Genomic DNA, 20053 nt, shown 5'->3' with positions numbered 1-20053 from the left:
CAATCCGATATAATGGAATTGAATAAAGGAGAGGAGGGGTATAAATGGTATTAAATTTTACAACAGATAAAGTGAATTTACGCGTGGATGGCCGTGTGGCAACGGTAGAAATAAACCGTCCGGAAGCTCTAAATGCAATGGATGTAGATGTAATAAAGGGGTTAGTTTACAGGCTTAAGGAAATCGGGGAATCGGATGAAGTGGATATTGTCGTTATAACTGGGAACGGTAGAGCCTTCTCAGCTGGGGGAGACATCAAAACCATGCTTTCGAACATGAATGAAAGCGATTTCTATCCGGTGATGGATTATATCAGCGAATTAATTATAACTCTCTATAGTATTCCGAAGCTGACGATTAGTGCTGTAACAGGGGCTGCAGCAGGTTTGGGATTCAGCTTGGCATTAGCCACCGATCATATCATTGCTGATGCAAACAGCAAATTGGCAATGAACTTTATCGGAATCGGTTTAATTCCTGATGGAGGAGCCCACTTCTTTTTAGAAAAGAGATTAGGAGAATTAAAGGCAAAGCAAGTCATTTGGGATGGGAAAATGATGACCGCAGAGGAAGCGTTGTCATTGGGTCTCATTCAAGAGGTTTCAAATGGAGATTTGCAGGATGCTGTACATACAAGAATTAACGACTGGTTAAGCCGTCCGGTCCTAGCCATGATTAAAACGAAAAAAATCTTGGCTGAGAAAAATCGTCCGCAGCTTCTAAAAATTCTAGAACTTGAAAAATACGGTCAGCAAAAAATGCGTGAAACTGCTGACCATAAAGAGGGAATTACGGCATTTCTTGAAAAGAGAAAACCTAGGTTTATAGGGGAATAAACAAAATTCAAAGCAAGGCAAGTAAGTGATCTTTTACTTACTTGCTTTTTTTATGTACTTTTACTTAAAACTTGATTTTGGTCAAGTTTTTTTAATGGTTGAGTCATTAAGATAAGGGTATAACCAAAAGGAGGAGAATCAAATGATAAAAGCAGTATTTCAGTTAGAACCATTCACATGCCCATCCTGTATTTCTAAAATAGAATCCAGCCTTTCCAAAAAAGCCGGGGTGGAATCAGTAAAAGTTAACTTTAATCTTGGGAAAATTAAAATGCAATTTGATGAAGGGAAAACTTGCGCAGGTAGTATCAAGGAAACTTTAAATCGATTAGGATATATGGTTTTATCATCCAAAGTTTCGAAGGTGAAAGAATGAAAGCTGCAATTCCAAAAAATAAAAACCGTCTTATCGTTGTTGCAGGCTTTTTGATCATCACCAGTTTCTTGGCGGGGCATATGCATATGGTCCTGGCACAAAGAGTTTTGGCCATTGTTTCCACTTTAATAGCCAGTGTTCCTATATTTTTTAAAGCCTATCGGTCGTTAAGAGTGAAAATTATCAGTATAGAATTATTGGTCTGTATGGCCGTGATAGGTGCAATTTCTATTCATGAATATACAGAATCCTCCATCGTTACATTCCTATTCTTATTAGGGGAGTATCTGGAGGCTCGGACACTGAAGAAAACACGAGCATCTTTAAAAGAACTAATGGATATGGCGCCCCAAGAGGCGGTGGTTATCCGTAATAGGAATCATGTAACGATATCAGTAGAAGAAGTAGTGGTCGGAGATCGATTGGTTATTCGTTCCGGCGGCAAGATCCCGGTTGATGGAAAAATTGTAACAGGTCATGCATTCATTAATGAAGCAACGATAACAGGTGAATCTGTTTCAGTAGTGAAAACAGCCGGAATTCCAGTCTTTAGCGGCACAATTGTTGAAAATGGTTATATTGAAATGATAGCGGAAAAGGTTGGGGAGGACACAGCTTTTGCGAAAATTATTGAATTAGTGGAGGAAGCCCAAGAGTCAAAAACAAAATCAGAAAGATTTTTAAATAGATTTTCAAAGATGTATACACCATCCATTATGTTTTTGTCCATTCTAGTATTTGGAATAACGAGAAATATCGAAATGGCCATCACCTTCCTTGTGATTGCTTGCCCAGGGGCCCTAGTAATTGGTGCTCCGGTTTCAAGTGTTGCTGGTATGGGTAATGGAGCCAATAATGGGGTACTGGTAAAAGGTGTTGATGTAATGGAGAAATTCTCTAAAGCAGATACTGTTATTTTTGATAAAACAGGTACATTAACACAAGGAAAGCCAGTGGTTACTGACATTAAAACATTTCAATCAATCGATTCTCATGAATTATTAAGGCTAGTGGCACAGGCTGAAATGATTTCAGAACATCCTCTTGGAGAAACGATTGTTAGGGAAGCAAGGACTCGAAACTTGAACCTAAAAAACGAATATGAATTTGCTGAAGTGATAAAAGGATATGGAGTTCGGGCAAAAGCAAAGGGGGGGCATTTAGTAATTGGTAACCAAAGACTCATGAAGAAGGAAAATATCCATTTTTCAAAAGATATTGCAGCCTATGCGGTTGCCAGAGAAAAGGAGGGGAATACCGCTATTTTTGCGGCATTGAATGGAAAAATTGCTGGTATTATATCCATTACTGACCAGATTCGTGAAGATGCACAGAGGGTAATTGATGATATAAAAAAAAATGGAATAAAAAGAGTTGTCATCTTAACTGGTGATAATCAACATACAGCTGAATTAGTTTCAAATAAATTAAAAATAGACGAGTATTACGCAGAATTATTACCAGAAGACAAAGTGAATTTCGTGAAAAAATTAAAAGAAAAGGGCTCAATTGTAGCGATGGTGGGAGATGGAATTAATGATGCACCCGCAATAGCAACAGCAGATATAGGGATAGCAATGGGCATGGGAGGGACAGACATTTCAAAGGAGACAGCTGAGATTGTTTTAATGGGGGATTCATTTACACAACTCGCACAAGCTTACGCACTATCAAAAGCTACTGTTCGCAATATTAAACAGAATACATTCTTTGCAGTATGCATTGCTTTTGTTCTCTTAATAGGTGTTTTAACAGGATTTGTTCATCTGGCTTCCGGAATGTTCGTTCACCAAGGAAGTGTATTATTAGTCATTCTGAATGCCACAAGATTAATTAGGTTTCAAACAACTACCAAGTTTCACAATATCCATGCCAGATAAGGGGTTTAATATTCATGAAAGCAAAAATACTAATTGTATATGCAAGTATGACAGGCAATACAGAGGAAATGGCTCATTTAATTGGAGATGGTGTTATCCAAGCTGGTGCTGTTTTGGTTCGAAAGGATATTATAGAGGTAAGTGCTGCAGACCTTCAATCATACGATGGAATTTTGATAGGAGCCTACACTTGGGGAGATGGAGATCTGCCTGATGAGTTTCTTGATTTTTATGAAGAAATGGATCCTTTGCACTTAAGTGGAAAAAAGACAGCAGTTTTTGGTTCCTGCAGTTCTTCCTATGAGCACCGGGGAAGAGCAGTGGATCTTCTAATTGAAAAATTAACAGAAATAGGTGCAGATATCATACTAAAGGGGTTAAAAATCGATTTAGCGCCATCATCTGAGGAAAAGAAGCTATGTATCCAATACGGAAGATCCTTTGTTGAAAAATCATTCGGCTTAATCGGTACAGTTACTCCATAATCCTTCACAATTAATAAAATAGGGGTGGGAGACAGTGAGTATTGAAAATAAAAATTTGGAATGTGGTCATCATTCATGTGTTTCGTTAGTCCCAATATTTGATCATTTAGACTGTGAACACATGGAAGAAATTAGGTCCTTAACTCAATCAGCGAATTACCAAAAGGGAGAAATTATTTTCAGGGCTGGTGATCAGGCTGATACGCTTTATATTGTAAATAAGGGGAAAATTAGAATTTATCGACTTTCTGAGTCCGGGAAAGAACAGCTTGTTCGAATATTAAATCCAGGAGATTTCACGGGCGAACTTACTATATTTAAAAAGGACTTTCACGAATCATTTGGAGAGGCTGTGGAAGCAACCGATGTTTGTATGATTAGGCAATCAGATTTCCAAGAACTATTGTTAAAATTCCCATCGATTTCGTTAAAGATACTGGCAGAATTTTCGATGAGGTTAGAGCAATCAGAAAAACAAACGACAAGGTTTGCGACAGAAAAGGTTGAAACAAGATTGGCACTCTTCTTGGCTGAATGTATAAGTCATGATCAATCTAACGAAATTACCTTGCCTATGAGTAAAAAAGATCTAGCATCCTATTTAGGAACAACGCCTGAAACAATCAGTCGTAAATTAGCTGAATTAGAAAACCAAGGATATATTGAACAAAAGAAACAAAAAAAAATTAAAATTATTAATTTAGATGGACTTTTACTTGTTTAGAAAGCCCCTCTCACTATGCAAGAGGGGCAGGGATTTTAGGAATGAAAAAGCAATAGTTTTCCACTGGGTGAAGTACACCGATGGGTCTTTTCAAGAAAATTTTTCTCAGATAATAGTTTTTCCCCTTGTGCCTTTGCGGCATCGTCATGTTCAGCCTGAAAGGATTCCTCAAAAAGCTTCTCACCATTTGTTTCAAAAACAGTTAATTTATACGTTTTCATTTTACATACCCCTTTTTTTAAAAGATGCTTACTATTATTTTTGCATAATTCCATCAATTTAGCAAAGAGAAAATACGAAACCAATATATGGTATAATCGTAGTACTATAGAAAGGAGTGAGCGGTCCAATGGTATTGAAACTGGAACATGTAACTAAGCGCTTTGGTCAGTTTACGGCTGTAAATAACTTATCTATAACGATACCCGAAAAAGAGATGTTTGGTTTCTTAGGGGCAAACGGTGCTGGAAAGACAACAACTTTTAGGATGATTCTAGGCTTACTGGATGCAAGCGAAGGAAAGATTACTTGGGATGACCAACCGATAAATTATTCTACAAGCCATCTTGTTGGTTATCTTCCTGAGGAACGTGGGCTTTATCCAAAACTAAAAGTTCGAGATCAAATAGTGTATTTAGCTAGATTAAGAGGAATGGCCAAAAGCGATGCGCTTAAGGAATTACGGATGTGGCTGGAACGGTTTAAGGTAACTGAATATGAGGATAAACGGGTCGAAGAACTCTCCAAAGGAAACCAGCAAAAAATTCAATTTATCGCAGCAGTTATACATAAACCAAAGTTAATTATTCTGGATGAACCGTTTAGTGGACTAGATCCTGTAAATGTAGAGCAGTTAAAAAGTGCGGTCCTGTCATTAAAGGAAAATGGAGCAACTATCGTATTTTCAAGCCATCAGATGCATCATGTCGAAGAAATGTGCGAACATTTATGCATATTACAAAAAGGGCATCCGGTTGTCTCCGGGGCTTTAAAGGAAATCAAACGTGATTTCGGCAAAAAAAATCTCATTATTCATGCTGATTTTCCATTAGACTTTTTGCAAGGCTTTCCTGGAGTGGTCAAAACCAGGCCAACCACGGAGGGGATAGAATTGCAGATTGAAGGTGAAAGTGTAGCAGAAATTATCTTAAAAGAAATTGTGAACAAAGGGTTTATTCGAAAATTTGCGCTGGAAGAGCCTTCATTAAATGATATTTTTATTGAGAAAGTAGGTAATTCATATGAATAGTTTTTGGATTATTCTCTTCCATACCTATTTAAATAAATTGAAAACCAAATCTTTCATCATTACAACATTGTTAACGATAGTGATTGTTTTAGGGCTGACTAATATTAATCAAATTATCAATTTTTTTGATAAGGGTGGCAAAGATAAGATTGCAGTGCTGGATGAAACCGGACAGCTATACAAGCCGTTCAAACAGCAAATGAGTGCAATTAATAAAGATCTGGAGCTTGTTCATTATAAGAAAAGTGAGCAAGCCGCGGAGAAAGCGGTAAAAAATGGTGATTACACTGGGGCGGTCCAGTTACGATTTGATCAAGATCAGCTGCCTGAAGCGACCTTTAAGGCGATGACCATAGCAGATTCAACCATATCGACTGACTTACAAACGGGCTTGCAGCAGTTAAAAACAATGCTAGCCGCTTCTAAAATCAACCTAAGTCAGGATCAATTGCAAAAGCTCTACAAGCCGGTGACCTTTGAAAAGAAAGCGCTGGAGAAGAATGCAAAAACAGAGGAAGAGTTAAATCAGGCAAGAGGGCTCGTGTACGTTCTCCTGTTCGTTATCTATTTCGCCGTTATTATGTATGCCAATATGATTGCAATGGAAGTGGCCACGGAAAAATCATCTAGGGTGATGGAAATCCTTATTTCAAGTGTTTCTCCGATAAAACAAATGTTTGCCAAGATCCTAGGAATTGGATTATTAAGTTTGACACAATTAGCAGCTTTTTTAATAGTAGGCTATTTCTCTTTCAAGCATAATCTTGATTCGTTAAAAGATGGTTTCTTTGGTGTTTATGGATTTGGGGATGTACCTACAGCTACGATTGTATATGCAGTCATTTTCTTTATTCTTGGTTATTTTCTTTATGCAACTCTTGCCGCTTTCTTGGGATCACTGGTGAGTAGAATTGAAGACGTCCAACAGATGATTACACCGATGACAATGTTAGTGGTGGCTGGCTTCATGATTGCGATGTTTGGCCTAGGCAAGCCTGATGCATCGTTTATCACTGTTACTTCCTATATCCCATTCTTTACCCCAATGATTATGTTCTTGCGTGTCGGGATGCTGACGATTCCAACTTGGGAAGCAATTGTAGGCATAGGTCTCTTACTTGCCACCATTATTGTTTTAGCGGTATTTGGAGCCAGGGTCTATCGCGGAGGAGTCCTCATGTATGGAAAATCAAATTCATTTAAAGATATTAAAAAGGCCTTGCAATTAACAAAAAATGAATAACTTGTTTGAGCTTTACCGATTTCGGTAAAGCTTTTAATATATTATTATACAGAACGTGCATTCGTATTTTAATGGTGGTACAATAAAGAAAAGACAAACTAAGGGGAAGTTTTATGAAAAAGATATCGTTTATTCATGCGGCAGATCTCCATTTAGATAGCCCGATGATTGGCTTGCAGCATTTGCCGATCCAGCTTTTTAACAGAGTAAAAGAAAGTACTTTTACTGCCTTTAAAAAAATCACTGAGGCAGCGATTAAACTTGAGGTTGATTTTGTTATTTTGGCAGGGGATTTGTTTGATGGAGAGGACAGGAGTCTGAGGGCACAATCACGATTTCGTATGGAGATGCTGAAATTGGCAGAAAAAGAGATATCTGTTTATGTCATTCACGGCAATCACGACCACTTAAATGGTTCATGGGTTCATCTTGACATGCCGGAAAATGTTCATATTTTTAAACCGGAGGTAGAATCGAAATTACATACGACTAAATCGGGGGTCACAGTACGTCTTTACGGCTTTAGTTATCCGACTAGACATGTGTATGAAAGAAAAATAGATAACTATCAAAAGACGGAAGGAGCCGATTTTCATATCGGCATTTTGCATGGAAATGAAGGGGCAGGAACAGAGCACGATAATTACGCCCCATTTTTAGTCAAGGACCTGCAGGAAAAAGATTTTGACTACTGGGCTTTGGGGCATATTCATAAGCGAACTATTCTTTCCGAAATGCCACCAATCATTTATCCAGGAAATATCCAGGGTAGAAATAAGAAGGAGACCGGGGCAAAGGGATTTTATCATATATCATTGACAGAATTGGAACCTACTGCTGACTTTATTGAATCTTCGGATATTGTGTGGGAGACCATTGAGGTAGATGCTTCCTCCGCAGATAGTTTACAGGACATCCTTTTTTTATGTCAATCTACCATAAACCAATGTCGAAAAGAGGGGATTGGGACCTTCCTAGATCTCACGTTAAAAAATATTTTACTAGAAGATGTTCAGGAGAAACGGACCATGGAAGCAGAGTTATTTGAGCTGCTATTGGATGATGAGAAGGACGAGCATTCCTTCGTATGGGTTGTGGAATTAACCATTCAGGAAAAGATGGAAGTCGATAAGGAGCAGTTAAAAAAAGAAGCGAATTTCTATTCAGAGCTTTTTTCAACGATCGAGCAGTTGGAAGAGGCAGGGATTGGCAGAAATTCCTTATATGATCATCATGTAGGTAAAAAATTTCTATCACCATTGTCAATGGAAGAACAAAAAGAGTTATTGAAGAAGGCCGAGAAATTATTAATTGATTTATTATATCAACAATAGAAAGGAGCTGGTGTGGTGTTGAAACTTGTATCCATGCATATTTATGGGTTTGGCCAATTAGAAAATCTTAAGATTGATCAGTTTGCCGATTTTCAGGTTTTCTATGGACAAAATGAAGCGGGCAAATCAACCATTATGGCTTTTATTCATACTATTCTTTTTGGCTTTCCAACTAAACAGCAATCTGAGCTCCGATATGAGCCAAAACATAGTACGAAATATGGCGGTAATTTAAGAGTTTTTCATGAAGAATTAGGATATGCCACGATTGAACGGGTGAAAGGAAAGGCAGCAGGGGATGTAAAAGTAGTCTTGGATAATGGGAAGGTTGGCAACGAGGAGCTACTGAAAGAACTAATTGCTAATTTTGACAAAGGAATATTTCAGTCCATCTATTCCTTTAATCTGAACGGATTGCAAAATATACACCAAATGAAGGGAGAGGATTTAGGCAAATTTTTATTTTCAGCTGGTACCCTTGGAACTGAGCAATTGGCAAGAACTGAAAACTTTCTTCAAAAAGAATTAGATGCCAGATTCAAGCCTGGTGGGAAAAAGCCTATGCTTAATGAGAAATTACAGGAACTTGCCAAAATAAATTCCGAGTTAAAAAATGTTGCTTCAAAAAATATGGAATATAAAACATTAGTGAAGCAAAAAGCATCTATTCAACAGCAAATGGACGAGACAAACAAGTTGGTGTCAGAAATTCAAAATAAAGTTGAAAAATTAAACGAATGGAAGCGAATCGAATCCATTGTAAAAGAAGAAAAATGGATAAAAACTGAATTGTCTATGCAGGGAGAAATTCAGTTTCCCACCCGTGGAATTGAACGACTGGAGAAATTAAATGGGCAAATCCTTCCGATCCAAGCTGAAATCAATAGTCTGTCGGAACGTATTGATACGGTAAAAAATGAGTTGAAATCGTGTGTTCCTGATCATGCACTTCTTGAAAATGAGGGTGAATTGTTAACTCTGCTTGATCAAATTCCTCTTTATGATCAATTGAAGCTCGAAACCGAGCGTTTGGAGGCAAAACAAACAGAGTTTGATGAAAAGTTAAAAGTACTGAAAGATAAATTACATGTATCTATTGATGAACAGGATCTACTGGAAATAAACACCAATATATATATGAGGGATCAGGTTGAAGCACTTTCTCGGTTGGCAAAAAGGCTTTCAGATCAAAATCAGGATCTCGAAGTTCAGTATGAAACTGAAAAGGCTGCTTTAGAGAAAATGGAACTAGAGGTACAAAAAGCTCAAAAATCCTGTTTACCAGAACAAGACCGTCTTCTTTTAGAGAAACAAGTAAAAGAAGGGGACCTAAAAAACTTGCAGGCTGAGCTAAAGGCCATCGAGGATAAAATTGATTTTCTTCGGCTGACTTCTGAACGGGAAAAAGCAACTAAAGTAAAGTCGGAAAAGCAGAAGCGTTTTCAGTTTTTCTTCTTTGAATGTATTTTAGCTGTGATGATTTGTTCCGGGCTGCTGACGAAACAATGGATCTTAGCATTGGTTGGAGTTATTTCATTTGTATTCTTTGCCGTTCTTATAGTCAAAAGTTTCAAAATGCCTTTAGAAATTGTCGTGGACAAAACGATGCATGATTTATTGGACAAGGAGAAAGAACTTAAGGAAAGGCTTCAAGATGTATCATTTACAAATATTACAAAGTTGGAAGAACAATTAAAGCTTGATCGTAAATGCCGTGACCATTTGAATTTATTATTCATCAAACTTGAGCAGCAGCAGGCCCAGTTCGAAAAAGTTATCGCCAAATATGAAGAATGGGAGCTTGCCTATGCGGAAAATAAGAAAAAACTCAATGTCATAAGCAAGGAGCTGAAAATACCAGAAAATATTGCTTCTTCTTATTTATTAGAAGCGTTCAGGTGGATTGAGGAAAGTAAAACCATTTTACGAGAAAAGGAACAATTATTGAGCCGACTTGAAAAACTTAACCAGCAAAAGGCGGCTATTGCAAATAAAATGAGGAACTATGAAGAACTTTATCTTCCTCAAAAAGGGTTGGATCTCCATAATACAGCCTATTTACTGCGAAATAGGCTGAAAGAAGCCCAGGAAAACCTCATTTTGAGCCGAGAAAAAGAGAAACTGATGCAAGGTCTTGAGGCAGAAATCAAGCATAGAGCCAATGAGCTGGACCTGTTACAAGCAGAATATCAAAAATTAATTCAAGAAGCAGGCACTGATACTGAGCATCAATTTTATGAATTGGGCGAAAAGGCCTATAAAACAGAAGAGCTAAAGGAAAAATTGACTGCATTACAAAAACAGCTTCATTATACAATCTTAACAGAGGAAGAACGGGAAGTGCTGCTAAACGTCTACAAAACTGATGAATTAATCAGTGAATGCAATCAAGAATCACAGAAATTACGTGCAAAACTAAAAAATCTGCAGGAAGAACAAGCATCCATAAAGCATGAATTACAATTATTAGAAGAAGGTGGAACCTATTCCGATATTCTTCACCATTTTAAACAGAAGAAATATGAGTTAGAGGAAGCTGCTAAGGAATGGACGGTATACGCCTTAGCGCAAAAAATCCTAAAAAGTACGATTGACAAATATAAGAATGATTACTTACCGAGAATGTTGAAAAAAGCAGAGGATTATTTTTTCTTTCTAACCAATGGGCATTATCAGAGAATTCATCTTCATCCAATCGGAATAGGATTTTTAGTAGAACGAGATGATCATACCCTTTTTGAAGCAAATGAATTGAGTCAGGCCACCACAGAGCAACTTTATGTATCCGTTAGACTAGCCCTTGTGACAACGCTCTATGATCAATATCCGTTCCCTATCATGATAGATGATAGTTTTGTTAATTTTGATGCAGGAAGAACGGAAAAAGTCATCAATCTGTTACAACAAATCAAGCCGAATCAGATCTTATTTTTTACATGTCACAGTCACTTGCTCCCCCTTTTCCAAAAGGAATCGATTCTTTCACTGGAAAAAGGTACTGTTCAGATAATTTCATAGAATATTAGGCCGATATGTTATACTCTAACTAATGGGAAGGAGCGTGTATGAGTTGGTTAAAGGAATTGGACATTTTGATGTCGGGGAACAGATTGAGTTATATCTATTAATCAAAAGCTCAACAAAAGGAATTGCCAGTAACGGTAAACCTTTTTTAACCTTAATACTTCAGGACCAAAGTGGGGAGATTGAAGCAAAGCTTTGGGATGCTAATGATGAGGATGAAAAGACCTATGCTGCCCAGAATATCGTAAAAATCCTTGGAGATGTGCAAAGTTACCGCGGAAAGAATCAATTAAAAATTCGGCAGATTCGTAAAGCCGGACCTTCAGACAATGTAAAATTGGAGGATTTTCTCGAAACGGCACCATTAAGCCAAGATGAAATGGTCAGCAAGCTTACACAATATATTTTTGAAATGAAAAACCCGAATATCCAGAGAATTACCCGCCACTTAATTAAGAAACATCAAACAGCATTTTTGGAATACCCGGCAGCCACTAAAAACCATCATGAGTTTGTGTCTGGACTTGCCTACCACGTTGTCAGCATGCTAGATTTGGCTAAGGCGATTGCCTCATTATATCCAAGTCTAGATAAGGATTTGTTATACGCTGGTGTGATTTTGCATGATATGGGAAAAGTTATGGAGCTATCAGGTCCTATTTCCACCGTATATACTCTGGAAGGAAACCTGCTCGGACATATTACCATCATGATTAATGAAATTGGCAAAGCAGCTGAAGAACTAGGAATCACCGGGGAAGAGGTGTTGATTCTTCAGCATCTTGTCCTAAGCCATCATGGAAAGGCAGAATGGGGCAGCCCTAAACCACCAATGATTAAAGAAGCGGAGATACTTCATTATATCGATAATTTGGATGCAAAAATGAATATGCTGGACCGTGCTTTGGAAAGAGTAAAGCCGGGAGATTTTACAGATCGGATTTTTGCTCTGGATAATCGGTCATTTTATAAACCTGTTTTTCATAAATAACCTGCAAACGCGGGTTATTTTTTTTATGGAGGAATATTCTCTTAAAGACTGAATATCCATATAGTAAAAAGTGGACAACCATTATGAAGGGAGCAAGAGAATATGACTATTCCTATTTGGGTCTATGCTGTTGTGGTTGGAATAATAGTGAGTGCCTTAATGGCGATTAAAACGGGCAGGGATGAACGAAAGATGGAACAAGAGGATATTGAACGTGAAGGCGAGATCTATATGGAACGCCTCGAAAAGGAAAAAGAATTGAGGAAAACTGCTGATGCAGTTAGTGAATAGGAAAGAGGAGGCCATTTCAGGGGCCTCCTCTCTTTGGTTTATTACATTATTGTCCAGTTGCAGAAGTTGATGGTTTTAGAGCATCTTTCAAGTCTTTATCATCAATTTTAACCCCTGCCGCTTTCATTTCACGATTCATTGCTTTGTTGATGATGTCACTTGTTAATTTGGAAGATTTAACTTCATATAAGATTTGATCTTTCATCTTTGCATAAGATTCTTTCTTTTTCTTATCTGTAACCTGAATAATGTGATAACCAAATTGTGATTTTACTGGTTCGCTAATTTGGTTGACATCTAAGGCATAGGCCGCTTTTTCAAAATCAGGGTCCATTTTGCCTGAACCAAACCAGCCTAGGTCACCGCCGTTTTGGGCAGTTGCTGTATCTGTGGAATATTCCTTAGCTACATCTTCAAATTTAGCTCCACTGTCAAGTTTTTGCTTAACTTCTTTTGCTTTTGCTTCGTCAGCCACAAGGATATGACGAGCCTTAATTTCTGGCTTATAGTTATTGTAATAATCCTTTAATTCTTTATCTGTTACTTTGATGTCTTTCATGGCAGCTTTCTCTTGGAGCATGCCAAGCTTCATGGTTTTTTTAAGATCTGATTCATTTTGATAACCATACTGAGCAAGTGCAGCCTCGAAATTGGAACCTAATTGTTCCTTTAGGTCAGCTACCTTTTTGTTTACTTCTGCATCGGTGACTTTATATTTTTTAGATAATACTTTTTCATAAATCAATTGTTGAAGCGCTTGATTTCCAACCTTGTCCTTCATTGTGTTGTATAATTCCTGTTGACTTACATCTCCAGCCTTGCTTTCAGCGACTGCATCAGATCCGGATGAATTACAAGCAGTTAATGCAAGAACTCCTCCAGCTAACGTCAAGGCTAATAACCATTTTTTCATTAACAATCTCTCCTAAAAAGTAAATTCTATGGGTTTGTCCACATCCTTTACTATAACATAAATGGTAACTACTGCAAAAATATTTCAATAACCCTAACTAAATTTATAAACTTCTTCAGAACTTAACGAAAATTGATACAAGTGCCTAGTCAAATGAAAAGCGGGTGAATAGTATATTTTAGAAAGTGATAAAGGAGGTAAAAAAATGACTGCAGCAGGTGGATACGGTGCAGGCTTTGCGTTAATCGTAGTTCTTTTCATTTTATTGATTATCGTGGGTGCTGCTTGGGTTTGGTAAAAAAGTAAAAAGCGATGAGAATATGCTCATCGCTTGTATTTTTTTGTTAGTTGAGATTCCAAGTTCTTCGTTATGTATACAAAATTTCTAAATACGATGAAATCAAAAGAATCGTAATCAGTACATTAATGGTACGAAACACTTTGTGTTGGCGATCCTCCGGAATTTCTTTTTGAATGCAAAGTGTACTGGTTAATTTATTTACATAAAATAAAATAAAAATGGCCAAGACGATAAAAATGGAGATCATCTTTGATTCCCTCCCTTTTGTTCAATTTCCCTTTTTACAATACCAAATATATTCAAAAAAAGATAGATATAAAAAAACGAAGAAAAATAACCCTTGAATAAATTGCTGTTTTCAAGAGTTTTTTGTTTACCCCATCCATAAAAAAGTGAATAATAAACAAGAGATTATTTATGGGCGGAAAAGAGGGTAATGTATGAATGAATATGATATTCTAATTGATAAAATTGAGATGCTTGAATTTCATCAACGGCTCTTATTGAAGCTTATAGATGATCCACGTCTCGAATTTTACCGACTGTTAGTTGAAAATAGAATATCAGAACATGAATTAAAGAGGTTCCTAACTCTGTGTGACGAATTGAGCAAAAAATTAGAAGAACAAAGAACGGAAGGATATGTGTATTTTCATCCGCTTTATCTAGAGTTAGCTGCCGGATTACCCGAGAAACTAGAAATCAGAAGTGTGATCCAGGCTTGTTTTACGCAAAAAATTTGTGAACCGCTGTTTAAGGAACTTGCAAAATACACATAAAGGAGCTTAAGCAAGCTCCTCTTCGGTTTTTTCAGATTTTTTGAGTTTACCGTTTTCCTCAACAAATTTACTTTCAATATTATTAAAACAACGTTCAAAGATCTCCATAAAATCATCACCATAAATGTTACGGACAATCGCCATCATTTCAATAATATCAGGAAACTTGCCATATAAGTCACGTAGCGGTAAGGCACCAGCAAAGACAGCATTACTATTTGGATGGTAGGTCTCCATTAGTTGAAGTAAAATCTCTTCGCCCTCTGGTGTAAGCTGGACGTAGGTATTACGCTTATCGTTTTCCTTTTTGGAAAATTTCAACAAACCTCTTTCTTCTAATTTTTTTGAAAAATTAAAAGCTGTTGAGACATGCATCACACCGAATTTAGCAACATCTGAGATGGAAGCGCCATTAAGGTGGTAAGCAATCCATAAAATGTGGTGTTCGTTAATATTTAAATCAAACGGTTTAATCCATTGCTGCCAATCTTTTTCGATTGATTTCCATAGGGCTTTACTTAATTGGGCAATTCTTTGGCTAAAAAGCATCGCTTCCTTCATTGAATATTGTTTCTCTGACATCCCCATTTTCACCTACTTTTATATTACTCTACTATCATTATGCCAATAAAATAAAAAATAATAAAGAAAAAATTCACAAAATTTTAGAAATTATTATTTTATTTAAAAATGAACCTAGTAAAAGTTATCTTTCTTTATTTTATCTACCTCCTACACATAACGACAGCTTGTTTATAAAATAATTTTTTTAAATAATATATATGAAACATCTTCATAGGAATGGACGATCCTTCATATAAATAGTTACAGCATTATTTGAATCTTATATCCTGCAGGGGGAACAAAATGAAGAGCATAACTGTAATTTTGTTTATATTAAGTGCGGTTCTTCTATTTGGTACAGGTAAATTATTATTAGATTTAACAAGACCAGGTGTTTATCCGCCCAAACAAGTGATTAAGAAACGTGCATTAAAATTGGCAGGTTCAGGTGGAATCTGCTTACTAATAGCTTTTATGCTAGTCTATTTTTCATAAACTGCTTAATCTAAGAAAAGAACCCTAAGGGGGTTCTTTTCTTAATCAGGATCCCGCCGGTTATTTTTGAATAGCGGAAGTTGATGTTAATTTAGTTCTTTTTACAATGGATTGAGCCACTGGGTACAAAATAACCATAGTGATCGTGTTAAGGGCAACAGCAGGTAAAACCCCAGCAGCAAAAAGTGCGGTGAAAGAAGCTGGTAGACCTACGATAAAGTATGCAGCTGTCAAAAAGACCGAGCCGGAAACAGCCGTTCCGATTGCCGTTAATACAGCGACACTAATAATGCTCTTTTGAAATTTCTTCAAAGCTAAAAATAATCCAAAGAAAACTAATGCTGTGATTGGCTTATCAATAATGTTTGGAATTTGGCCGCCAGGAAACCCGGTTGTTAATGCAGATAGAACCCCGGTTACAATGGACAAAAGCAATACACTTTTTATTTCCGGAATTAATATAATCCCAAGGAACATCATTGCAAGCATCATATCAGGTTTAATTGTTAAAAATGCCGGCATGACTGTGTGTAAAACTACCCCAATTCCTGCTAAAAGTGATAAGACAACAAGATTTTTCGTATTCATTTCTCTTCTCTCCTCAACTAATCTAATCTAAAATTTTCCTCCTGCAGTGCTCTAATTGCCTACAGCGAAGAACTTATGAACATTATACCATAAGAATGTAAATTTAATAAAGAAATAATTTTCAGATAATTATAAAATTATTTAAAGATGTTTGGAAATACTTTCAGCCATTTCTTTTAATTTCTGTGGTGTGTAATCACTTTGATTGTTTTTCCAAACAGCACCAAACCCATCACCTTTTCCATACCTTGGAATTAAATGCAAGTGAAAGTGAAATACAGATTGACCTGCTTCGGCACCGTTATTATTAACAGAATTTAAGCCGATCGGTTCGAATTCTGTTTTGATGGCATTGGAAATTTCCGGAACCACTTCGAATATATTACGGGCGATCTCAGGAGTTAGCTCAAATAGATTTTCTTTATGTACCTTTGGAATAACCAATGTATGTCCTTTGGTCACTTGGCTGATATCTAAAAAGGCAAGAACATGATCATTTTCAAATACTTTAGCCGAAGGAATTTCTCCATTAACAATTTTACAAAAAATACAATCGCTCATTTACTACACAACCTTTCTTAAAATAGTTTGTATTATTTTACCATAGAACTTTAAGGGAAAAAAGAAAAAGGCAGGATTCGCTTGGAATCCCGCCTTCCCGAAGGGGAACTGCTTCAAAAATGGACGTTTTTCAGGAGTGTTCTTTGATAAACACCTCATTTTTTCATTAGAGTGTTATGATAAAGAAACATCTTTGTTCAAGCTGACCATCCCCTGTTTGTTTTTATCGGTAAATACGACCTCTAAAACAAATGGTGATCTGCGACAAACACCTCATTTTTAGTTTTTTTTCCAAAAACATTGGTGTTAATTGAACTCTAAATGGTTACTTTGCACTTGGTACAACACAACCATCTCCTTATTTGAAACGTTTTAGAAGCTAGACCTTTTTGAAAAGAAACTGTCTTTGGTAGACACCTCATTTCAAGTTTTCGATGAATCACTTCATCAAGTGGATATCCCCTTCGAATATTATGATGTCCGTTTCCAAAAGAAATATACAATTAAATTTTTTTCTTAGAAACATTTTGCTAAAATATATAATAAACAAGCTAACGGAAGGACGTTGTGAATGTCTTTATTATCGATTGAAAATCTGGTTGGCGGTTATACAAGAAATCCCGTGTTAAAAGATGTTTCCTTTGAAGTAAAAGCAGGTGAACTGGTCGGGCTAATTGGTCTGAATGGAGCCGGGAAAAGTACTACCATCAAACATATTATTGGATTAATGGAGCCGCACCAAGGTGTCATAAAAATAAATGGAAAATCCTTTATTGAAGGTAAAGAAACGTATCGAAAAATGTTTACCTTTGTTCCGGAAACCCCGGTACTGTACGAAGAATTAACTTTAGCTGAACATTTAAAGTTAACTGCAATGGCATACGGATTAGAGAAGTCTGTTTACGAACAACGGATTGCTTCCTTATTGACAGAATTTCGGATGGAAAAACGTTTAAACTGGTTTCCTTCTCATTTTTCCAAAGGAATGAAACAGAAGGTTATGATAATGTGTGCTTTTCTTGTACAGCCATCGCTTTATATTGTGGATGAGCCATTTGTCGGACTGGATCCATTGGGAATCCAATCCTTGTTAGATTTAATGAAAAAGATGAAAGAAAATGGTGCCGGGATTTTGATGTCGACCCATATTTTGGCAACTGCTGAAAAATATTGTGATCGCTTTGTCATTTTACATGAAGGGAAAATTCGGGCAAAAGGGACACTGATGGAATTGAGAGAACAATTTTCTATGCCAGGGGCATCGTTGGATGATATCTATATTCAATTGACGAAGGAAGAAAAATATGTTTGATGATAAAAAGTGGTGGAAGGATCGGGCAGGAGCAAATTTTAAAGAAGTATCCAATTATCTAAAGTATATCTTTAACGGCCATTTAGTCATTGTTCTACTCTTTTTAATTGGCAGTGGAGCCTATTATTATCAACAATGGGTAAAAAATTTATCGCAAGATTTTCCTGTGGAAATCATCATGGCGGTCATTATCGGTTTATTTATGACTCATAGTCCTGTATATAATTTTTTACTGGAAGCGGACAAGGTGTTTATCCTTCCGCTCGAAGAAAAATTGAAAGGTTATTTTCTGCGCTCAGGTATCATCAGCCTGGTTTTTCAAGGGTATATCCTTTTAATGGTATTGGCGGTCCTAATGCCAATGTATGCCCGTATCAGCAGTAGTGGCTTTAGGTTATTTCTGCCAATTTTTATTGTCATTTTGGTAATAAAAACGTGGAATATGGCAGCCAGCTGGCAGATTCAATATTTTGTGCAAGCAGCCGTACATAGATGGGACCTTGTTGTTCGTTATTTGGTAAATACAACCTTCTTATTTCTCTTACTAAAGCAGGCTAACTTTTTGATCCTTTTAGCCATTGGAATTATCATGCTTATCTATTGGCGAACTTTTTATGTTCGGACGAGAAAAATGGGGTTAAAATGGGATTTGTTAATAGATCAGGAAGAAAAAAGAATGGCGTCGTTTTACCGCTTGGCCAACCTGTTTACTGATGTTCCAAAATTAAAGGAAACGGTGAAGAGGAGGAAGTGGCTCGATTTTCTTTTAACGGGCATCCGCTTTGCTCAAGACAAAACCTATCTTTATTTATATTCACGCACGTTTTTACGGTCATCTGACTACTTGGGCTTATTTATCCGGTTAACCGTGATCGGCGCTGTAGCTATTTATTTTATTACGTTTGGATGGGGCCAAATTTTATTAGGGATATTATTTTTATATCTAACCGGCTTCCAGTTAATCCCACTATGGAACCACCATCAAAATAAACTATGGGTCGATTTGTACCCTGTTGAAATGAAATATAAAATGACTGCTTTTCACTCGTTATTAATGATGATCATGTCAATCCAGACGAGCATCTTTGCTTTGTTTATTGTAGTAAAAGGTGAAATAGTCCTTGCTTTGGTCGAGTGGATAGGCGGGCTCTTGTTCAGTTGGGCATTCGTGTATGTATACAGCAAAAATCGTTTAAATAGAAAATAGTTCCTATTTTTAAAAGGTTATTTTTTCGAAACCTTTAGGCATGTTTCTCCGTATTTATCGATACATGAATGATAAAGGCGGGGGATTGGGATGAATGAGTATGAACTGAAAGTGTATGATGAAGTACAAGAATGGAAGCATAAGATAACGCGGCGTTCAGGGATGATGAACCGGCTTTCTAAAAAGGCTCAAGGTAAGATCAATGAGTGGATTCCTGAAAAAGTGCATGAGGTAATGACTGAGAGCATCAAGGGGATGGTAAAAGCTACTTTGTTTGGTTCGAACGTTACCACCGAAAAAAGTCAGGGACAGGGGCTAACCTTGGAGCAAAGGGATGAAGGGATTCGAAAAAAAATATCTGCTTTTCAAAAAACAGCCATGATTGAAGGGGCTGGGACTGGGGCAGGCGGAATTTTACTTGGATTAGCTGATTTCCCATTACTGCTGACCATCAAGATGAAATTTCTGTTTGAGGCTGCTGCAATTTATGGTTTTGATACAAAGGAATACGAGGAAAGATTATTTATTCTTCATATATTTCAGCTTGCTTTTTCTAGTGATGAAATCCGTAGAAATACACTAGAGGAAATTGAGAATTGGGATAGCCGAAAGCAAGTCCTTGCCGATATGGACTGGCGCAAGTTTCAACAGGAGTACCGTGATTATATTGACTTGGCAAAAATGCTGCAGCTCGTACCTGGAATTGGCGCTTTTGTTGGTGCCTATGCCAATAACAATCTGCTAAAGCATTTAGGTGAGACCGCGATGAACGCCTATCGACTGCGGTTATTGGGAAAACCCCCTGAACTATAGGAGAGTTCAGGGGGTTTCTTTGCAATGTGGATCCATTGTATTTGGATGAAAGATATAGATTGGTAAAAAGTGGAGTGGGATGTCTTT

23 protein-coding genes are annotated in these 20053 nt (G+C 37.0%); 17 read left to right on the top strand and 6 right to left on the bottom strand.

Annotated elements, in window-relative coordinates; genetic code table 11:
- The first annotated feature begins 44 nt into the window (after positions 1 to 44).
- The 5 genes from V7083_RS21615 (at position 45) to V7083_RS21595 (ending at position 4301) form a co-directional block, all read left to right on the top strand.
- Entirely contained in the window at positions 45 to 836 is a 792-nt protein-coding gene (locus tag V7083_RS21615; RefSeq protein WP_335481970.1) for an enoyl-CoA hydratase, read from the top strand.
- Between the two features lie 142 nt (positions 837 to 978).
- Entirely contained in the window at positions 979 to 1212 is a 234-nt protein-coding gene (locus V7083_RS21610) for a heavy-metal-associated domain-containing protein (protein ID WP_335481968.1), read from the top strand.
- On the top strand, positions 1209 to 3092 hold the full coding sequence (locus V7083_RS21605; RefSeq protein ID WP_335481966.1) for a heavy metal translocating P-type ATPase: 1884 nt from the start codon (positions 1209 to 1211) through the stop codon (positions 3090 to 3092). The genes V7083_RS21610 and V7083_RS21605 overlap by 4 nt, the downstream gene beginning before the upstream one ends.
- A gap of 14 nt (positions 3093 to 3106) precedes the next feature.
- Positions 3107 to 3577 (top strand): flavodoxin, encoded by a 471-nt coding sequence (locus V7083_RS21600; protein WP_335481964.1) that lies wholly within the window; start codon positions 3107 to 3109, stop codon positions 3575 to 3577.
- 34 nt (positions 3578 to 3611) lie between these two features.
- Positions 3612 to 4301, top strand: coding sequence for a Crp/Fnr family transcriptional regulator (locus tag V7083_RS21595; protein ID WP_335481962.1), 690 nt, complete (start codon positions 3612 to 3614; stop codon positions 4299 to 4301).
- Between the two features lie 35 nt (positions 4302 to 4336).
- Here V7083_RS21595 and V7083_RS21590 read toward each other — a convergent pair whose 3' ends face one another.
- A complete protein-coding gene (locus V7083_RS21590) occupies positions 4337 to 4522 on the bottom strand; it encodes a YhzD family protein (RefSeq protein WP_335481959.1) in 186 nt (61 codons plus the stop codon).
- A gap of 128 nt (positions 4523 to 4650) precedes the next feature.
- Here V7083_RS21590 and V7083_RS21585 point away from each other — a divergent pair, with 128 nt between their 5' ends.
- The 6 genes from V7083_RS21585 (at position 4651) to V7083_RS21560 (ending at position 12433) form a co-directional block, all read left to right on the top strand.
- Positions 4651 to 5550, top strand: a complete 900-nt coding sequence (locus V7083_RS21585) for an ABC transporter ATP-binding protein (protein ID WP_335481958.1) — start codon at positions 4651 to 4653, stop codon at positions 5548 to 5550.
- Complete coding sequence (locus V7083_RS21580; RefSeq protein ID WP_335481956.1) at positions 5543 to 6793, top strand: ABC transporter permease; 1251 nt, start codon at positions 5543 to 5545, stop codon at positions 6791 to 6793. Before V7083_RS21585 ends, V7083_RS21580 begins: the two co-directional genes overlap by 8 nt.
- 113 nt (positions 6794 to 6906) lie before the next feature.
- Entirely contained in the window at positions 6907 to 8127 is a 1221-nt protein-coding gene (locus V7083_RS21575; protein ID WP_335481954.1) for a metallophosphoesterase family protein, read from the top strand.
- A gap of 15 nt (positions 8128 to 8142) precedes the next feature.
- The gene (locus V7083_RS21570) at positions 8143 to 11145 is read left to right on the top strand and encodes an ATP-binding protein (RefSeq protein ID WP_335481952.1); all 3003 of its coding nucleotides are present in this window, start codon (positions 8143 to 8145) and stop codon (positions 11143 to 11145) included.
- Between the two features lie 52 nt (positions 11146 to 11197).
- Positions 11198 to 12142 (top strand): 3'-5' exoribonuclease YhaM, encoded by a 945-nt coding sequence (yhaM, locus tag V7083_RS21565; protein WP_335481950.1) that lies wholly within the window; start codon positions 11198 to 11200, stop codon positions 12140 to 12142.
- Between the two features lie 102 nt (positions 12143 to 12244).
- Positions 12245 to 12433: a sporulation YhaL family protein gene (locus V7083_RS21560; protein WP_335481947.1), complete on the top strand. Its 189-nt coding sequence runs from the start codon at positions 12245 to 12247 to the stop codon at positions 12431 to 12433.
- A gap of 46 nt (positions 12434 to 12479) precedes the next feature.
- Here V7083_RS21560 and V7083_RS21555 read toward each other — a convergent pair whose 3' ends face one another.
- Entirely contained in the window at positions 12480 to 13346 is an 867-nt protein-coding gene (locus V7083_RS21555) for a peptidylprolyl isomerase (protein WP_335481944.1), read from the bottom strand.
- Positions 13347 to 13551: 205 nt separating this feature from the next.
- Between V7083_RS21555 and V7083_RS21550 the strand changes: the two genes are divergently transcribed.
- A complete protein-coding gene (locus tag V7083_RS21550; protein WP_335481941.1) occupies positions 13552 to 13644 on the top strand; it encodes a YjcZ family sporulation protein in 93 nt (30 codons plus the stop codon).
- Positions 13645 to 13714: 70 nt separating this feature from the next.
- Here the strand turns inward: V7083_RS21550 and V7083_RS21545 are convergent, their stop codons facing one another.
- Entirely contained in the window at positions 13715 to 13894 is a 180-nt protein-coding gene (locus V7083_RS21545) for a hypothetical protein (protein ID WP_335481938.1), read from the bottom strand.
- Positions 13895 to 14087: 193 nt separating this feature from the next.
- On the opposite strand from V7083_RS21545, the gene V7083_RS21540 reads away from it, so the two are divergent.
- Positions 14088 to 14426 (top strand): DUF1878 family protein, encoded by a 339-nt coding sequence (locus V7083_RS21540; protein WP_335481934.1) that lies wholly within the window; start codon positions 14088 to 14090, stop codon positions 14424 to 14426.
- A gap of 6 nt (positions 14427 to 14432) precedes the next feature.
- On the opposite strand, the gene V7083_RS21535 is transcribed toward V7083_RS21540, so the two are convergent.
- Entirely contained in the window at positions 14433 to 15008 is a 576-nt protein-coding gene (locus V7083_RS21535) for an HTH-type transcriptional regulator Hpr (protein WP_335481931.1), read from the bottom strand.
- A gap of 285 nt (positions 15009 to 15293) precedes the next feature.
- Between V7083_RS21535 and V7083_RS21530 the strand changes: the two genes are divergently transcribed.
- Complete coding sequence (locus V7083_RS21530; RefSeq protein WP_335481928.1) at positions 15294 to 15485, top strand: hypothetical protein; 192 nt, start codon at positions 15294 to 15296, stop codon at positions 15483 to 15485.
- Positions 15486 to 15545: 60 nt separating this feature from the next.
- Here the strand turns inward: V7083_RS21530 and V7083_RS21525 are convergent, their stop codons facing one another.
- Both V7083_RS21525 and V7083_RS21520 read right to left on the bottom strand, forming a co-directional pair.
- Positions 15546 to 16073 carry a tryptophan transporter gene (locus V7083_RS21525; RefSeq protein WP_335481925.1) on the bottom strand — a complete coding sequence of 176 codons (528 nt, stop codon included), beginning with the start codon at positions 16071 to 16073 and terminating at the stop codon, positions 15546 to 15548.
- Between the two features lie 141 nt (positions 16074 to 16214).
- Positions 16215 to 16634, bottom strand: a complete 420-nt coding sequence (locus tag V7083_RS21520) for an HIT family protein (protein WP_335481922.1) — start codon at positions 16632 to 16634, stop codon at positions 16215 to 16217.
- Between the two features lie 571 nt (positions 16635 to 17205).
- Here V7083_RS21520 and V7083_RS21515 point away from each other — a divergent pair.
- From V7083_RS21515 to V7083_RS21505, 3 genes are all read left to right on the top strand, one after another.
- Entirely contained in the window at positions 17206 to 17946 is a 741-nt protein-coding gene (locus tag V7083_RS21515; RefSeq protein ID WP_335481918.1) for an ABC transporter ATP-binding protein, read from the top strand.
- The gene (locus V7083_RS21510) at positions 17939 to 19153 is read left to right on the top strand and encodes an ABC transporter permease (protein WP_335481915.1); all 1215 of its coding nucleotides are present in this window, start codon (positions 17939 to 17941) and stop codon (positions 19151 to 19153) included. Before V7083_RS21515 ends, V7083_RS21510 begins: the two co-directional genes overlap by 8 nt.
- 90 nt (positions 19154 to 19243) lie before the next feature.
- Complete coding sequence (locus V7083_RS21505; protein ID WP_335481912.1) at positions 19244 to 19966, top strand: EcsC family protein; 723 nt, start codon at positions 19244 to 19246, stop codon at positions 19964 to 19966.
- Positions 19967 to 20053 lie beyond the last annotated feature (87 nt).

Origin of the sequence: Bacillus sp. JJ1764, assembly GCF_036962145.1 — a bacterium.
Classification (GTDB): domain Bacteria; phylum Bacillota; class Bacilli; order Bacillales; family Cytobacillaceae; genus Neobacillus.
This window is presented reverse-complemented; position numbering and strand designations above follow the sequence as displayed.

Coding starts and splice junctions, on each gene's coding strand:
- V7083_RS21615 (WP_335481970.1), top strand. CDS start 45: ATGGTATTAAATTTTACAACAGATAAAGTGAATTTACGCGTGGATGGC.
- V7083_RS21610 (WP_335481968.1), top strand. CDS start 979: ATGATAAAAGCAGTATTTCAGTTAGAACCATTCACATGCCCATCCTGT.
- V7083_RS21605 (WP_335481966.1), top strand. CDS start 1,209: ATGAAAGCTGCAATTCCAAAAAATAAAAACCGTCTTATCGTTGTTGCA.
- V7083_RS21600 (WP_335481964.1), top strand. CDS start 3,107: ATGAAAGCAAAAATACTAATTGTATATGCAAGTATGACAGGCAATACA.
- V7083_RS21590 (WP_335481959.1), bottom strand. CDS start 4,522: ATGAAAACGTATAAATTAACTGTTTTTGAAACAAATGGTGAGAAGCTT.
- V7083_RS21585 (WP_335481958.1), top strand. CDS start 4,651: ATGGTATTGAAACTGGAACATGTAACTAAGCGCTTTGGTCAGTTTACG.
- V7083_RS21580 (WP_335481956.1), top strand. CDS start 5,543: ATGAATAGTTTTTGGATTATTCTCTTCCATACCTATTTAAATAAATTG.
- V7083_RS21575 (WP_335481954.1), top strand. CDS start 6,907: ATGAAAAAGATATCGTTTATTCATGCGGCAGATCTCCATTTAGATAGC.
- V7083_RS21560 (WP_335481947.1), top strand. CDS start 12,245: ATGACTATTCCTATTTGGGTCTATGCTGTTGTGGTTGGAATAATAGTG.
- V7083_RS21555 (WP_335481944.1), bottom strand. CDS start 13,346: ATGAAAAAATGGTTATTAGCCTTGACGTTAGCTGGAGGAGTTCTTGCA.
- V7083_RS21550 (WP_335481941.1), top strand. CDS start 13,552: ATGACTGCAGCAGGTGGATACGGTGCAGGCTTTGCGTTAATCGTAGTT.
- V7083_RS21545 (WP_335481938.1), bottom strand. CDS start 13,894: ATGATCTCCATTTTTATCGTCTTGGCCATTTTTATTTTATTTTATGTA.
- V7083_RS21540 (WP_335481934.1), top strand. CDS start 14,088: ATGAATGAATATGATATTCTAATTGATAAAATTGAGATGCTTGAATTT.
- V7083_RS21535 (WP_335481931.1), bottom strand. CDS start 15,008: ATGTCAGAGAAACAATATTCAATGAAGGAAGCGATGCTTTTTAGCCAA.
- V7083_RS21530 (WP_335481928.1), top strand. CDS start 15,294: ATGAAGAGCATAACTGTAATTTTGTTTATATTAAGTGCGGTTCTTCTA.
- V7083_RS21525 (WP_335481925.1), bottom strand. CDS start 16,073: ATGAATACGAAAAATCTTGTTGTCTTATCACTTTTAGCAGGAATTGGG.
- V7083_RS21520 (WP_335481922.1), bottom strand. CDS start 16,634: ATGAGCGATTGTATTTTTTGTAAAATTGTTAATGGAGAAATTCCTTCG.
- V7083_RS21515 (WP_335481918.1), top strand. CDS start 17,206: ATGTCTTTATTATCGATTGAAAATCTGGTTGGCGGTTATACAAGAAAT.
- V7083_RS21510 (WP_335481915.1), top strand. CDS start 17,939: ATGTTTGATGATAAAAAGTGGTGGAAGGATCGGGCAGGAGCAAATTTT.
- V7083_RS21505 (WP_335481912.1), top strand. CDS start 19,244: ATGAATGAGTATGAACTGAAAGTGTATGATGAAGTACAAGAATGGAAG.